Here is a 15,011-nt window from a genome sequence, read left to right as displayed (position 1 = left end):
CGAGGGCATCATTATGTGGAAGCGCTTACTTCTTGTCACAGCAGTTTCGGCAGCCATGTCGTCTATGGCGATGGCCGCACCATTAACCGTCGGTTTTTCACAGGTTGGCTCGGAATCAGGCTGGCGAGCGGCGGAAACCAATGTCGCGAAAAGCGAAGCCCAAAAGCGCGGCATCACGCTGAAAATCGCCGATGGCCAGCAAAAACAGGAAAACCAGATTAAAGCGGTGCGCTCGTTTATCGCCCAGGGCGTAGACGCCATCTTCATCGCGCCGGTGGTGGCGACGGGCTGGGAACCGGTGCTGAAAGAAGCCAAAGACGCTGAAATCCCCGTATTCCTGCTCGACCGTTCCATTGATGTCAAAGACAAATCTCTCTATATGACCACCGTCACCGCCAACAACGTGCTCGAAGGGCAGCTGATCGGCGACTGGCTGATTAAGCAGGTGGATGGCAAGCCGTGTAACGTCGTCGAACTGCAAGGCACCGTCGGCGCGAGCGTGGCGATCGACCGCAAGAAAGGCTTTGCGGAAGCCATCGCCAAAGCGCCAAACATCAAAATCATCCGTTCTCAGTCCGGCGACTTTACCCGCAGTAAAGGTAAAGAGGTTATGGAGAGCTTCATCAAAGCGGAAAACAACGGCAAAAACATCTGCATGGTTTACGCCCATAACGACGACATGGTGATCGGTGCGATTCAGGCGATCAAAGAAGCGGGCCTGAAACCGGGCAAAGATATCCTCACCGGCTCTATCGACGGCGTACCGGATATCTACAAAGCGATGATCGACGGCGAAGCGAATGCCAGCGTCGAGCTGACGCCAAACATGGCTGGTCCGGCGTTTGATGCCCTTGAGAAATTCAAGAAAGACGGCACCAAACCCGAACAGCTGACCATCACCAAATCGACCCTCTATCTGCCAGATACGGCGAAAGAAGAGTTAGAGAAGAAGAAAAACATGGGCTACTAAGCCTTTAAGCCAGGACAAAAGCCGGGTGGCGCTGCGTTTGCCCGGCCTACAGTACACGCTTTTGTAGGCCGGATAAGCGTAGCGTCATTCGGCTTGATGCAGGGGGAACCATGACCGTTGAACAACACCAGGAAATCCTCCGAACCGAAGGATTAAGCAAATTCTTCCCCGGCGTGAAAGCGCTGGATAACGTCGATTTCAGCCTGCGACGCGGTGAGATTATGGCGCTGCTCGGGGAAAACGGCGCCGGGAAATCGACGCTGATCAAGGCCTTAACCGGGGTGTATCACGCCGATCGCGGCAGCATCTGGCTGGAAGGCAACGCCATTTCACCGAAAAATACCGCTCACGCCCAGCAGCTGGGCATCGGGACCGTATATCAGGAAGTGAACCTGCTGCCGAACATGTCGGTGGCGGATAATCTGTTTATTGGCCGTGAGCCGCGCCGGTTTGGCCTGCTGCGCCGAAAAGAGATGGAGGCGCGTGCCACCCGGCTGATGGAATCCTACGGTTTCTCCCTCGACGTGCGCGAGCCGCTGAACCGCTTTTCCGTAGCGATGCAGCAGATTGTCGCCATTTGCCGGGCCATCGATCTCTCTGCCAAAGTGCTGATCCTCGATGAACCCACCGCCAGTCTCGATACCCAGGAAGTGGAAATGCTCTTCACCCTGATGCGCCAGCTGCGCGATCAGGGCGTCAGCCTGATCTTCGTCACCCACTTCCTCGATCAGGTCTATCAGGTCAGCGATCGTATTACGGTTCTGCGCAACGGCAGTTTTGTCGGCTGCCGCGACACCCGCGAGCTGCCGCAGATCGAACTGGTCAAAATGATGCTGGGCCGCGAGCTGGACACCCATGCGCTGCAGCGCGCGGGCCGCACACTGCTGAGCGACAAACCCGTCGCCGCCTTCAAAGATTTCGGCAAAAAAGGAACCATCACGCCGTTCGACCTGGAAGTGCGTCCCGGCGAAATTGTCGGTCTGGCGGGCCTGCTGGGGTCCGGTCGCACCGAAACCGCCGAGGTGATCTTCGGCATCAAGCCCGCCGACAGCGGCAGCGCGATGATCAAAGGCAAACCGCAAACCCTGCGATCGCCGCATCAGGCCTCGTGCCTTGGGATCGGTTTTTGCCCGGAAGATCGTAAAACCGACGGCATCATTGCCGCGGCCTCGGTGCGCGAAAATATCGTCCTGGCGCTACAGGCGCAGCGCGGCTGGCTACGGCCCATTCCGAAGCGCGAGCAGATCGCCATCGCCGAACGCTTTATCCGCCAGCTGGGCATTCGCACCCCCAGCCCTGAACAGCCGATTGAGTTTCTCTCCGGCGGCAATCAGCAAAAAGTGTTGCTCTCCCGCTGGCTGCTGACCAAACCGCAGTTCCTGATCCTCGATGAGCCGACGCGCGGTATCGACGTCGGCGCGCACGCGGAAATTATTCGCCTGATCGAAACGCTCTGCGCCGACGGTCTGGCGCTGCTGGTTATCTCATCCGAGCTTGAGGAGCTGGTGGGGTATGCCGATCGCGTGATTATCATGCGCGATCGCAAGCAGGTGGCAGAGATCCCGCTGGATGAACTCTCCGTTCCGGCGATCATGAATGCCATCGCGGCATAAGGAGTCAATCGTGATGTCCCGTTCTCTTCCGAAGCCTGGCGAGTCCAGGCGCCGCTTCAGCTGGCCTACCGGCACGCCGCAAATTGTGGCGCTGCTGCTGGTGCTGGTGGTGGACAGCCTCGTTGCGCCGCACTTTTTCCAGATCATTTTGCAGGATGGGCGGCTGTTCGGTAGCCCCATCGATATCCTAAACCGCGCGGCACCGGTGGCGCTGCTGGCGATCGGTATGACGCTGGTGATTGCCACCGGCGGCATTGATCTCTCTGTGGGAGCGACCATGGCCATCGCCGGTGCGACAGCCGCCTCGATGACGGTCGCCGGGCACAGTCTGCCTGTGGTGATTTTAGCGGCGCTGGGCACCGGGGTGCTGGCGGGGCTGTGGAACGGGATCCTCGTTTCGCTTCTCAAAATTCAGCCGTTTGTCGCGACCTTAATTCTGATGGTGGCCGGGCGCGGCGTGGCGCAGCTGATTACCTCCGGGCAGATCGTCACCTTTGACTCACCGTCGCTGGCGTGGATCGGCAGCGGCAAGCTGCTGCTGTTCCCGACGCCGGTGATCATTGCCCTCGTCACGCTGATCGTATTCTGGCTGTTTACCCGCAAAACGGCGCTGGGGATGTTTATCGAAGCGGTCGGGATCAACATTCGCGCCGCGAAAAATGCGGGCGTCAGCACTCGTATGGTGGTGATGCTGACCTATGTGCTGAGCGGTGTCTGCGCGGCGATTGCCGGGATCATCGTCGCCGCCGATATTCGCGGTGCTGATGCCAACAACGCCGGGCTGTGGCTGGAGCTGGACGCCATTCTGGCGGTGGTGATTGGCGGCGGATCGCTGATGGGTGGGCGCTTTAACCTGCTGCTGTCGGTGATTGGCGCGCTGATTATCCAGGGGATGAACACCGGCATTCTGCTTTCGGGCTTCCAGCCGGAGCTGAATCAGGTGGTGAAAGCGGTGGTTGTGCTCTGCGTGCTGATTGTTCAGTCGTCGCGCTTTATTAGCATCATCAAGGGGATTCGCGGCCATGATAAAACGTAATTTACCGCTCATGATCACGCTGGGGGTCTTCGTGCTGGGCTATCTCTACTGCCTGACGCAATTCCCCGGTTTCGCCTCCACGCGCGTGATTTGCAACATTCTGACGGATAACGCCTTTCTCGGGATCATCGCTGTCGGCATGACCTTCGTGATCCTCTCCGGCGGGATCGATCTCTCCGTCGGCTCGGTGATCGCTTTTACTGGCGTGTTCCTCGCCAAAGCGATCGGTTTCTGGGGGATCTCGCCGCTGCTGGCCTTCCCGCTGGTGCTGGCGATGGGCTGCGCGTTTGGCGCGTTCATGGGACTGCTGATCGATGCCCTGAAGATCCCGGCATTTATCATCACTCTCGCAGGGATGTTCTTCCTGCGCGGCGTGAGCTATCTGGTGTCGGAAGAGTCGATCCCGATTAACCACCCGATCTACGACACGCTCTCAAGCCTGGCGTGGAAAATCCCCGGCGGCGGGCGTCTGAGCGCGATGGGCCTGCTGATGTTAGGCGTGGTGGTGATCGGCATTTTCCTCGCCCATCGCACCCGTTTTGGTAACCAGGTGTACGCCATCGGCGGCAGCGCGACCTCGGCGAATCTGATGGGGATCTCCACCCGCAGCACGACCATTCGCATCTATATGCTCTCGACGGGGCTGGCGACGCTGGCGGGGATTGTCTTCTCCATCTATACCCAGGCGGGCTACGCGCTGGCGGGCGTGGGCGTAGAGCTGGATGCGATTGCATCGGTGGTGATTGGCGGCACGCTGTTGAGTGGCGGCGTGGGGACGGTGCTTGGGACGCTGTTTGGCGTGGCGATCCAGGGGCTTATTCAGACCTACATTAACTTCGACGGCACGCTGAGTTCCTGGTGGACCAAAATCGCGATTGGCATTTTGTTGTTCATCTTTATCGCGCTGCAGCGAGGCCTGACGGTGCTGTGGGAAAACCGCCTCAGCTCGCCTGTGACGCGCGTTAGCACCACACCGCTCAACAGATAACACCCTGAATTTGCTTAAAGTGTAAACTTTTTCCGGTAGCGGTCGATAACCTTTATTTCTGTCCAGAAATATCTCGCTACCGGAAATAACATCATGCTGAAAACGCTATCGATTCGTACCGGCTTGCTTTCGTTACTGGCCGTTATGACCCTTCTGCTGCTGATTGTCAGCGGCATTGGCATTTATGCCCTCACACAGAGTTCCTCTTCTTTACAGCGCATCAATCACCTTCAGGGTGAACAGATGGTGCAGCTCAACGCGGGTTACACGCTGATTTTGCGTGCGCGCAATGAGGCGGGTCAGGCCGTTCGGCTGATGGAGATCGGCATGCTGGATGATGCCGCCAAATCCGTGCAGAACATCAATCGCGAAGTTGCCCAGGCGCAAAAAACGCTGAAAGGGGTGATCGACGGCGGCATTGATAATCCGAAAGGGCAGCAACTGCTGGATAAGGTGGCGGCGAGTTTTGCCACCTATAACGCCGAAGGGATCACCCCGATGGTGGCTGCCCTTAACCAGCAAAGCGCCGATGCCTATTACGATCTGCTGGAGAACAAGCTGATTCCGGTCGCGCGCCAGTTTGATAACGATATGCAGGCGTTCCAGTCGTGGAGCGAAAAGCGCGGGAAATCGGAAGTGAAAGCGGTGCAGTCGAGTAAAAATCGGGTGATGCTGCTGATCGTGATCGCCGCTCTGCTGACCGCCGGGATCATCGTGCTGGCGTGGTTGTCCCTGCGCCATATGCTGCTCAAACCGCTTCTGGCTTCTATCGCCCAGCTTGAACATGTGGCGGCGGGCGATCTGACTCACAGCCTGAACGCGCCGACCAGTCAGGAGTTTAACCGCCTGAATGCGGCCATCGAAGAGATGCGCCAGTCGCTGATGGGCTCCGTCATGCGCGTGCGTGATGCCAGCTCGCAGATTGACACGGGCAGCCGGGAACTGACGGCAGGTAACCTGGATCTGGCCCAGCGCACGGAATCCACGGCAACCTCCCTTGAGCAAACGGCGGCCAGCATGGAAGAGATCACCGCCACCGTGAAGCAAAACGCCGATAACGCCGAGCAGGCGCATCAGCTGGCGAAACGCGTCTCGGATACCGCCGATCACGGCAGCGAAATGGTGTGCTATGTGATTGAAAAAATGCGCGATATCTCAGGCAGCTCTGCGCGCATCGCCGACATTCTGAGTGTGATTGACGGCATCGCCTTCCAGACCAACATCCTGGCGCTTAACGCCTCGGTGGAAGCGGCGCGTGCGGGCGAGCAGGGGCGTGGGTTTGCGGTGGTGGCCGGGGAAGTGCGTAATCTCGCCAGCCGAAGCGCCGACGCGGCGAAAGAGATCCGCACCCTCATTAGCGATTCGCAGACTCACGTCAGCGAAGGGAGCGAGCTGGCGCAACAGGCCGGTGAGACGATGGACGAGATTGCAACGGAAGTGCTGCGCATGACCAAACTGATGCGGGAGATCGCCAACGCGTCGCTTGAGCAGAGTCGAGGTATTGAGCAGGTGAATATTGCAGTCAATCAAATGGATGAGACAGCGCAGCAAAATGCCGCGCTGGTACAACAATCTTCCGCCGCGACGCGTTCCCTTGAAGAGCAGTCGCGCGAACTGATTGAAGCGATGTCATCGTTTAAACTGTCGGCGCAAACGGCCTGATAATAATAAACCCTGGCGTATAACGCGTCAGGGTTTACGCTTCCACAGCATTCACCGCGCCAATATTTTCATGAATATCAGCCATTAAATTTTCCAGCGAATTTGTCAATTCTAACGCTTTTGGCGTTGGCTCAAGATATAAGCCTTTACGAATAAATAATGGCTCGTCAAAAAGCTGATTAAAACGCTTCAACGCCAGGCTGACGGCGGGGCGGGACATCTCAAGACGCACAGAGGCTTTCGCCATGCTGCCGCATCGGACAATCTCAATAAAAACGGGAATGAGGTTTAAATCAATACCGGTGTTTGCACGAGAATAATTTTGCATCGCGTCGGGCGCTCCTCTGAATAAATAGTTAACTGTTCAGAATAATGCGCGAGAGGGCGGGAAGATTAAAGCGCCATTTTTATATTCATTTATACGGTAAAATATATAAATGAAAAAAGGGGGAGCAACGCTCCCCATGTTAAAAACGTTATGCGTCCGGGTATTCGCGGATCAGACGCTCAACGTCTTCGACCATATGATCGTTGCCAACAAAGAACGAGCGGCGCTGATGCAGGCTTTCCGGGATGATATCCAGAATGCGCTCTTTACCGTCGCTCGCCTTGCCGCCGGCCTGTTCGGCCAGGAACGCCATTGGGTTGCATTCGTACAGCAGGCGCAGTTTCCCTTCCGGGTGGCTGGCGGTGCTTGGGTAGAGATAGATGCCGCCTTTCAGCAGGTTGCGGTGGAAATCCGCCACCAGAGAGCCGATGTAGCGCGAGGTGTAGGGGCGCTGGGTTAACTTATCTTCTTCCTGGCAGAACTTGATGTATTTCTTCACGCCGTTCGGGAATTTGATGTAGTTACCTTCGTTGATGGAGTAGGTGCTGCCACTCGCAGGGTAACGCATACGCTCCTGGCACAGGCAGAACACGCCCAGTGACGGATCGTAAGTAAAGGCGTGAACGCCGCAGCCGGTGGTGTAAACCAGCATGGTGGAAGAGCCGTAAACCACATATCCGGCCGCGACCTGCTTGCTGCCCGGCTGGAGGAAATCTTCTTCGGTGACCGGCGTACCGACCGGGGTCACGCGGCGATAGATAGAGAAAATCGTGCCGACAGAAACGTTAACGTCGATGTTTGAGGAGCCATCCAGCGGGTCCATCAGAACGACATATTTAGCATGCTCGCAGCCTTCGAAAACAACGATTTCATCTTCTTCTTCGGAGGCGATCCCTGCGACGATGTCGCGTGCGCGCAGTGCCGCTTTCAGTTTTTCATTCGCGAACAGATCGAGCTTCTGCTGAACCTCGCCCTGCACGTTTTCGGCACCGCTGGCACCCAGGATATCGACCAGACCGGCCTTGTTGATATCGCGGTGGATGATCTTCGCGCCGAGCTTTATTGCCGACAGCAAAGCAGTGAGCTCACCGGTAGCATGAGAGAACTCGTGCTGCTTTTCGACAATAAATTCACCTAACGTTTTCATAACACTTTCCCTGCATCGTATGTGAGTAAAGCGATCGTATGTTGCGTATAAAGCCTGAAGTCCAACAATCTTAACAAACATTCAAATATTAGCGCAGAGGTGAATCGCGCCAGCAAAATACGGATTTACCTGAAATGCGTTTCTCTGGCGCTGACATGTGAGTAAAATGTGCGCCACACAGAAGAGGGATAGTGACGTATGCGCATTCATATATTGGGGATTTGTGGCACATTCATGGGCGGACTGGCGATGCTGGCGCGCTCTTTAGGCCATGAGGTGACAGGTTCGGACGCCAATGTGTATCCGCCGATGAGCACGTTGCTTGAGAAGCAGGGTATCGACCTGATTTCAGGATATGACGCCAGTCAGCTCGACTCTGAGCCAGACCTGGTGATTATCGGCAACGCCATGACCCGTGGTAATCCGTGTGTGGAAGCGGTGCTGGAACGCAACATTCCATTCATGTCCGGCCCTGAGTGGCTGCATGATTTCGTGCTGCGCGATCGCTGGGTGCTGGCCGTTGCCGGTACGCACGGCAAAACCACCACCGCCGGTATGGCGACCTGGATCTTAGAGGCTTGCGGCTACAAGCCGGGCTTTGTGATCGGCGGCGTACCGGGGAATTTCGACGTCTCCGCGCGTCTGGGCGACAGCCCGTTTTTTGTGATTGAAGCGGACGAATACGACTGCGCGTTCTTTGATAAGCGCTCCAAATTCGTGCATTACTGCCCGCGCACGCTGATCCTCAACAACCTTGAGTTCGATCACGCGGATATCTTTGACGATCTGAAAGCCATTCAGAAACAGTTCCACCACCTGGTGCGTATCGTGCCGGGACAGGGCCGCATCATCTACCCGGAAAACGACATCAATCTGAAACAGACGATGGCGATGGGCTGCTGGAGCGAGCAGGAGCTGGTGGGCGAGCAGGGCCACTGGCAGGCGAAAAAACTGACCACCGACGCCTCCGAATGGGAAGTGCTGCTGGACGGTGAGAAAGTGGGGGAAGTGAAGTGGGAGCTGGTCGGCGAACACAACATGCATAACGGTTTGATGGCGATTGCCGCCGCGCGTCACGTAGGCGTGCTGCCTGCCGACGCCGCGAATGCGCTGAATTCGTTTATCAACGCCCGTCGTCGTCTCGAACTGCGCGGCGAAGCCAACGGCGTGACCGTGTACGACGATTTCGCCCATCACCCCACGGCGATCCTCGCTACGCTGGCTGCCCTGCGCGGTAAAGTGGGCGGTACGGCGCGTATTCTGGCAGTGCTGGAACCTCGCTCGAACACCATGAAAATGGGGATCTGCAAAGACGATCTCGCGCCGTCGTTAGGGCGTGCGGATGAAGTCTTCCTGCTGCAACCGCAGCATATTCCGTGGCAGGTCGCGGAAGTTGCTGAAGCCTGTGTGCAGCCTGCGCACTGGCATGCGGACGTAGACACGCTGGCCGATATGATCGTGAAAACGGCACAGCCGGGCGATCACATTCTGGTGATGAGTAACGGCGGTTTTGGTGGGATACATCAGAAACTGCTGGATGGTCTGGCGAAGAAAGCAGAAGCGGTAGAGCAGTAGAGTAACCGCTGTCCGGCCTACGGGGACGTAGGCCGGATAAGTGCAGCGTTATCCGGCAATAATTTAACCTTCGTTCTCAGCCAGCTCGCGCAGATACTGGAAAATCAGGCGCGCAGATTTCGGCGGCTTATTCCCTTCTTTCTCTTTCTTCGCGTTACGGATAAGCGAACGTAACTGCTGACGGTCGGCGTCCGGCCACAGGTTCAACACTTCTGCGACTGCGTCGTCGCCATTGTCGACCAGACGGTCGCGGATCTGTTCCAGCTTATGGAACAGCGCAACCTGCTGGTTGTGGCGGTTCTTCAGCTTGTCCAGCGCCTGGCGAATCGGTTCTACATCGCGTTGGCGCAGCATTTTACCGATCAGCTGCAGCTGACGGCGGCGGCCTTCTTTTTTGATTCGTTGGGCCAGTTCAATGGCTCCGCGCAGATCCGGGTCGAGCGGGAGTTTATCCAGCGCGTTTTTACCCAGCTCTACCATTTCCGCACCAAGTTGCTTTAACTCTTCGGCGTCGCGTTTAATTTCACTTTTACTGACCCAGATGATTTCATCATCTTCGTCTTCGATGTCATCACCGGGAACGTCGTCGAGCCAGTCTTCGGGCTGCTTAGTCATGTCAGGCTCCTTAAAAAAGAGGCTAATGTTACCAGTTAAGACGCGCACTGAAAAACGGTTCTCTGTTAGACTTCAGATAACTCCCTCTTACAGTATGGCATTTGCGATGAAAGTAACCTCACAAGTTGAAGCGCAGCGTAAGATTCTTGAAGAAGCGGTATCCACCGCACTGATGCTGGCATCAGGCCAATCCGATGGCGCCGAAGTGGCGGTCAGCAAGACCACGGGCATTAGCGTCAGCACCCGCTTTGGCGAAGTGGAAAACGTTGAATTTAACAGTGACGGCGCGCTGGGGATTACGGTTTATCACCAGAATCGCAAAGGCAGCGCCTCTTCGACGGATTTAAGCCCGGATGCGATCGCCCGTACCGTGCAGGCGGCGCTGGATATTGCGCGCTACACCTCACCGGACCCGTACGCAGGCGTGGCGGATAAAGAGCTGCTGGCGTTTGACGCGCCGGATCTCGACCTGTTCCATCCGGCTGAAGTGACGCCGGACGAAGCCATCGAGTTCGCTGCCCGCGCCGAGCAAGCTTCTCTGAAAGCAGATAAACGCATCACGAATACCGAAGGCGGCAGCTTCAACAGCCACTACGGCATCAAAGTATTCGGCAACAGCCACGGCATGCTGCAGGGCTACTGCTCGACGCGCCATTCGCTCTCCAGCTGCGTGATTGCAGAAGAAAACGGTGACATGGAGCGTGATTACGCCTACACCATTGGCCGCGCGATGGGCGATTTGCAGTCGCCGGAGTGGGTCGGCGAAGAGTGCGCAAAACGCACCCTTTCCCGTTTGTCGCCGCGCAAACTCTCCACCATGAAAGCGCCCGTGATTTTTGCCAATGAAGTGGCAACTGGCCTCTTTGGTCATCTGGTTGGTGCGATTGCAGGTGGCGCGGTGTATCGCAAATCCACCTTCCTGCTCGACGCGCTCGGCACCCAAATCCTGCCGGAATGGCTGACCATCGAAGAGCATCCGCACCTGCTGAAAGGGCTGGCGTCCACGCCGTTCGACAGCGAAGGCGTGCGCACGGAGCGTCGCGATATCATCAAAGATGGCGTGCTGACGCAGTGGCTGCTGACCAACTACTCTGCGCGCAAGCTAGGGCTGAAAAGCACCGGTCACGCGGGCGGTATCCACAACTGGCGCATCGAAGGCCAGGGTCTGAGTTTTGAACAGATGCTGAAGCAGATGGGCACCGGTCTGGTGGTCACCGAGCTGATGGGCCAGGGTGTGAGCGGTATTACCGGGGACTACTCGCGCGGTGCGGCGGGGTTCTGGGTTGAAAACGGTGAAATTCAGTATCCGGTGAGCGAAATTACCATCGCCGGCAACTTAAAAGATATGTGGCGCAATATTGTTACGGTCGGTAACGATATTGAAACGCGCAGCAATATACAGTGTGGTTCAGTGCTGTTGCCGGAGATGAAAATCGCCGGTCAGTAATACCCGTCCTGTTTCGGGCAGCAGGTGCGTTGAGTGCGCGCGTGCCTGCACCTTGAATGCGGCAGGTATGACTTTTTTCATAATAAAAAAGGATGTGAGCAATGTATAAAAGCCTGTTAGCCGTCGTCGTCGCTTCAACGCTGGTCATGAGTTCGGCTGCCTTCTCCGCCGATCTTGAAGACAATATGGATACCCTCAGCACCAATCTGAAAGTGGTGCAAAAAACGGATAATGCGACGGAAATGAAAGACGCATTAACCAAAATGCGCGCCGCCGCGCTCGACGCGCAAAAAGCGACGCCGCCGAAGCTGGAAAACGCGGCTCCCGACAGCGCCGAGATGAAAGATTTCCGCCATGGCTTTGACGTGCTGGTCGGTCAGATCGACGGTGCGCTGAAGCTGGCCAACGAAGGTAAAGTCAAAGAGGCACAGGCCGCGGCTGACGGCTTTGTCACCACCCGCAATGAGTACCACAAAAAGTACCGTTAATTGGGTGCCTGAGCTGTACGCCCATCCTCGTGAAGCGGAGGCATAATCCCTGCCTCCGCATTTAGCTCCTTACTTCCAGGAGCGGCAGTCCATCCGCGCAACTAACTCTAGCGAACCCTGACGAAAACGGATTTCGCAAAGCGTTTTGCGGTTTATCAGAGATAAGATGATTATTGTCAAAGCAACAATCATCAGAGCCCTGATAATCGGTTTCTGCTGCTTCATGGATGCCTCCTTGGCAGCGGGTAAGGCATTACTTCACGTGGTAAGACGTGTTGTTCCAGCCCCGACCCTGATTTAAATTCAGATAGGGGCTTTCCACTTTCCGTCCCATGCATGAGACGGTCAGTCTCAAGCACCCACGCGCACTTTACCGAATCCCCATAAGAAAACCTTATCCAGTTCACATTTCTACGAGCCTGCTCGTAAACTTTTTCGTTCTCTTTCCTGCCGTTTGACCACCGAATAGCGTGATATTCATCACGCAAATCCAGCTGATAATTCATATTCACCGCAATTATGTGGCACAGATCACTGGTGCCGCTCTCCTTTCCACTTCGAAGTGGAAAACAACTCGCTACAAACAAATAACCGCCAGCGTTAGTTTTATCCCAGAGCCATTAACGGGGTAAGACGAGTGATTAACGGAGCGGTAATGAACGACGTTGGGGAACAGGCAGCGCAGACGGCACAGCTCGCCGACACCATGCTGGAGCAGGTATTCACTCTGCTTCGCCATCACAACATCATTCCCAATGACGTCCAGGTTCAGATGCTGACGTCCCACGTTCGCGCAATGGCGCACCGGTCCGTGACCGGCGAACCGCTGCCGGACGTAGAAGCTGACCTGTTTGACGAAATTTCTGCAGATTCAATGCGGCTTGCCCGCGAAGTGGTCGCGCAGTTTGGCAACCTTCCTGATGAAGAAGCCTGGCTGCTCTCCGTTCACTTCGAAGTCGCGAAAGACAACCTTTAAGGAGCACTACCATGGAACAAATTACTGTTGTGATTGGCGATCGTCTGGGCAAAGGCCAGAAAGTGGCTATCGGCGTTGAAAAAGCAGGCGGACGTGCGGTTGTCGTGCCAGGCGTGGCGGCAGACATGAAACTGGGCGACGTCATGAAAGCGGAAAACGCCACTTTCGGCATCTCTTTCTGCGGCAGCGGCGGCGCGGGTGCAATCACCGCACAGACCAAATATGGCTACAAAGCGAAATACGGCATGCGTTCAGTGGAAGAGGGCGTCACTGCCATTAACGAAGGCTGCAACGTGCTGGGCTTCGGCTTTATGGATAAAGAAGAGCTGGGCGAGCGTCTGGTTCAGGCGTGGCAGAAGAAGCACGGCGCCTGAGCATGAAAGAGCAATTCACCACCACGGTGAGAGTGAAAGGCAAAGGCGAGATGAAATCCCGCGCCTTTGCCGACGCACTAAACCACGTTCAGGCCGCGGTGATGAAAGCATCGCCGCATATCTTACTGCGTATTGAGCCACAGGATGTGCAGGTTGTTCAGGCGCAAGAAGCGGTGCGTAAGGAAGCTTTTCTGTACTTCTTTTTGCGCCGGGAAAGACGCACCTACAGCGTGGAGCTGGATGTGACCGTCAACGTGACCGCCATCAATCTCGACAAGGTGGACTTTGTCACGCAACGCTGATTCTTACTAATAGGGCAGACTAATGTTCCTGATAATTTTAATAAAATCGCTCATCATCGGCGGCCTGGTTGGCGTCGGCGTGGGCGCCGGGGCTGCACGCATGTTTCATGCGCCTACCACACAGGGTATGGGCGCGTTTCGTACGTTGGGGGAACTGAACTCCTGTGAAGGGGACCCTGCGTCTCACTTCTCCTTTGGTCTGGGGTTCTTCTTTAACGCCTGGGCATCGTCAGTGGCTGCGGGGGCATTCACTCAAGACGTTGACCATCGCATCATCCCGAACTGGGGTGCGGCGGCGCTGATGCTGAAAAACCGCAACGTGGGCGAAACACTGCACGACCCACGCAAAATGGCGATTGCCTGCGGCATCATCGGCATGTTCGTGGTCACCTTCCTTAACCTCACCGCCTCGTCCGTTCCGGCTGCCCTGCAGGTCACCGCCGTGAAGGTGCTGGTTCCGGCAGCGAACCTGCTGGTGAACACCGTGATGCCTGTCATTTTCTGGCTGGCGGCTATCGATGCGGGCAAAAAATCGGGCTTCTGGGCGACCGTGTTTGGCGGCGCAGCGCAGCTGATTATGGGGAACGCCGTACCGGGTCTGGTGCTGGGCATTCTGATCGGTAAGGGCGTTGAAGAGAGCGGCTGGAATCACGTCACCAAAGTGATGATGGTCGCCATCGTGCTGCTGTTCGTTCTGAGCGGCTTCTTCCGCGGCTTCGACATGAAGATGATCGAATCCTTCCATCTGACCGTGCCGAACTGGCTCGATCTGATCCACAGCTCGCTCAGCGGCAAATAACAGGAGCCTCGACATGGAACAGAATAAAGGTTTTTGGTATGCCGACTGGTCGTTCCCGATCTTCGTTGGCCTGCTCTCTTCCGGCGTCTTCGCCGGGACGCACATGTACTACCTGTACGGCATCGGCGCGTTTAACGAAGTGGCTTTCGTGGCGATGCTGAAAGCGGGTATCGACACCGGTGTTTACGGTGCGGTCGCCGCGTTCGGCGCAAGCTTCCTGTTCGCCCGTATCATTGAAGGCTCCCTGGTGGGGATCCTGGATATCGGCGGTGCGATTCAGACCGGCGTGGGCCTCGGCGTTCCGGCGCTGCTGCTGGGCGCGGGGATCATGTTCCCGGTGACCAACTTTATCGCCTCGCTGGCGACCGGCCTGGTGATTGGTCTGGCGATTGGCTACGTGATCATTCTGGCGCGTAAATTTACCATCAATCAGAGCAACTCCACCTACGGGGCTGACGTGATGATGGGCGCGGGTAACGCCTCTGGCCGCTTCCTCGGGCCGTTGATTATTCTCAGCGCTATGACCGCCTCTATTCCGATTGGTATCGGTTCGCTGGTCGGCGCGCTGCTGTTTTACCTCTGGCAGAAGCCGATTACCGGCGGCGCGATCCTCGGCGCCATGATTTTAGGTTCGCTGTTCCCGGTGGCCCTTTAACTCCCACGGGCGCTCACGCGCCCGTCCTTTCAGGAG

17 protein-coding genes are annotated in these 15,011 nt (G+C 56.5%); 13 read left to right on the top strand and 4 right to left on the bottom strand.

Annotated elements, in window-relative coordinates; genetic code table 11:
- The first annotated feature begins 13 nt into the window (after window positions 1–13).
- The 5 genes from ytfQ (at window position 14) to OVA10_RS22010 (ending at window position 6,269) form a co-directional block, all read left to right on the top strand.
- Window positions 14–970 (top strand): galactofuranose ABC transporter substrate-binding protein YtfQ, encoded by a 957-nt coding sequence (ytfQ, locus tag OVA10_RS22030; protein ID WP_095284160.1) that lies wholly within the window; start codon window positions 14–16, stop codon window positions 968–970.
- Window positions 971–1,080: 110 nt separating this feature from the next.
- Window positions 1,081–2,583 (top strand): galactofuranose ABC transporter, ATP-binding protein YtfR, encoded by a 1,503-nt coding sequence (gene ytfR, locus OVA10_RS22025; RefSeq protein ID WP_100777846.1) that lies wholly within the window; start codon window positions 1,081–1,083, stop codon window positions 2,581–2,583.
- A gap of 10 nt (window positions 2,584–2,593) precedes the next feature.
- A complete protein-coding gene (gene ytfT, locus OVA10_RS22020) occupies window positions 2,594–3,619 on the top strand; it encodes a galactofuranose ABC transporter, ATP-binding protein YtfT (RefSeq protein ID WP_102104468.1) in 1,026 nt (341 codons plus the stop codon).
- Window positions 3,606–4,607, top strand: coding sequence for a galactofuranose ABC transporter, permease protein YjfF (gene yjfF, locus OVA10_RS22015; protein ID WP_102104469.1), 1,002 nt, complete (start codon window positions 3,606–3,608; stop codon window positions 4,605–4,607). Before ytfT ends, yjfF begins: the two co-directional genes overlap by 14 nt.
- 93 nt (window positions 4,608–4,700) lie before the next feature.
- Window positions 4,701–6,269: a methyl-accepting chemotaxis protein gene (locus tag OVA10_RS22010; protein ID WP_102104470.1), complete on the top strand. Its 1,569-nt coding sequence runs from the start codon at window positions 4,701–4,703 to the stop codon at window positions 6,267–6,269.
- 34 nt (window positions 6,270–6,303) lie between these two features.
- On the opposite strand, the gene OVA10_RS22005 is transcribed toward OVA10_RS22010, so the two are convergent.
- Window positions 6,304–6,597 (bottom strand): helix-turn-helix domain-containing protein, encoded by a 294-nt coding sequence (locus tag OVA10_RS22005; RefSeq protein ID WP_268196802.1) that lies wholly within the window; start codon window positions 6,595–6,597, stop codon window positions 6,304–6,306.
- Between the two features lie 148 nt (window positions 6,598–6,745).
- The gene (gene fbp / locus OVA10_RS22000; RefSeq protein ID WP_100777841.1) at window positions 6,746–7,744 is read right to left on the bottom strand and encodes a class 1 fructose-bisphosphatase; all 999 of its coding nucleotides are present in this window, start codon (window positions 7,742–7,744) and stop codon (window positions 6,746–6,748) included.
- Window positions 7,745–7,942: 198 nt separating this feature from the next.
- Between fbp and mpl the strand changes: the two genes are divergently transcribed.
- Window positions 7,943–9,319 (top strand): UDP-N-acetylmuramate:L-alanyl-gamma-D-glutamyl-meso-diaminopimelate ligase, encoded by a 1,377-nt coding sequence (gene mpl / locus OVA10_RS21995; protein ID WP_102104471.1) that lies wholly within the window; start codon window positions 7,943–7,945, stop codon window positions 9,317–9,319.
- Between the two features lie 63 nt (window positions 9,320–9,382).
- Here the strand turns inward: mpl and yjgA are convergent, their stop codons facing one another.
- Entirely contained in the window at window positions 9,383–9,934 is a 552-nt protein-coding gene (yjgA, locus tag OVA10_RS21990) for a ribosome biogenesis factor YjgA (RefSeq protein WP_095280536.1), read from the bottom strand.
- Between the two features lie 94 nt (window positions 9,935–10,028).
- On the opposite strand from yjgA, the gene pmbA reads away from it, so the two are divergent.
- Together pmbA and cybC are read left to right on the top strand one after the other, a co-directional pair.
- Window positions 10,029–11,381, top strand: a complete 1,353-nt coding sequence (gene pmbA, locus OVA10_RS21985; RefSeq protein WP_100777839.1) for a metalloprotease PmbA — start codon at window positions 10,029–10,031, stop codon at window positions 11,379–11,381.
- Window positions 11,382–11,482: 101 nt separating this feature from the next.
- Window positions 11,483–11,869: a cytochrome b562 gene (gene cybC, locus OVA10_RS21980; RefSeq protein WP_100777838.1), complete on the top strand. Its 387-nt coding sequence runs from the start codon at window positions 11,483–11,485 to the stop codon at window positions 11,867–11,869.
- Between the two features lie 69 nt (window positions 11,870–11,938).
- Here cybC and OVA10_RS21975 read toward each other — a convergent pair whose 3' ends face one another.
- Complete coding sequence (locus tag OVA10_RS21975) at window positions 11,939–12,094, bottom strand: Hok/Gef family protein (protein WP_100777837.1); 156 nt, start codon at window positions 12,092–12,094, stop codon at window positions 11,939–11,941.
- Window positions 12,095–12,506: 412 nt separating this feature from the next.
- Here OVA10_RS21975 and OVA10_RS21970 point away from each other — a divergent pair, with 412 nt between their 5' ends.
- The 5 genes from OVA10_RS21970 to OVA10_RS21950 are packed head-to-tail and all read left to right on the top strand — an operon-like array spanning window position 12,507 to window position 14,975.
- Window positions 12,507–12,845 carry a glycine dehydrogenase gene (locus OVA10_RS21970; RefSeq protein ID WP_100777836.1) on the top strand — a complete coding sequence of 113 codons (339 nt, stop codon included), beginning with the start codon at window positions 12,507–12,509 and terminating at the stop codon, window positions 12,843–12,845.
- 11 nt (window positions 12,846–12,856) lie between these two features.
- Entirely contained in the window at window positions 12,857–13,219 is a 363-nt protein-coding gene (locus OVA10_RS21965) for an SFCGS family glycine-rich protein (RefSeq protein ID WP_100777835.1), read from the top strand.
- A gap of 2 nt (window positions 13,220–13,221) precedes the next feature.
- Window positions 13,222–13,521 (top strand): DUF4312 family protein, encoded by a 300-nt coding sequence (locus tag OVA10_RS21960; protein ID WP_100777834.1) that lies wholly within the window; start codon window positions 13,222–13,224, stop codon window positions 13,519–13,521.
- A gap of 22 nt (window positions 13,522–13,543) precedes the next feature.
- Window positions 13,544–14,320 (top strand): DUF4311 domain-containing protein, encoded by a 777-nt coding sequence (locus OVA10_RS21955; protein ID WP_095280543.1) that lies wholly within the window; start codon window positions 13,544–13,546, stop codon window positions 14,318–14,320.
- Window positions 14,321–14,333: 13 nt separating this feature from the next.
- Entirely contained in the window at window positions 14,334–14,975 is a 642-nt protein-coding gene (locus OVA10_RS21950; protein WP_095280544.1) for a DUF4310 family protein, read from the top strand.
- Window positions 14,976–15,011: the final 36 nt, after the last annotated feature.

The sequence above is a fragment of the Lelliottia sp. SL45 genome, assembly GCF_026672535.1.
GTDB classification, from domain to species: Bacteria; Pseudomonadota; Gammaproteobacteria; order Enterobacterales; family Enterobacteriaceae; genus Enterobacter; species Enterobacter nimipressuralis.
The sequence above is the reverse complement of the archived record's forward strand: the minus strand, read 5'-3'. Positions and strand labels throughout refer to the sequence as shown.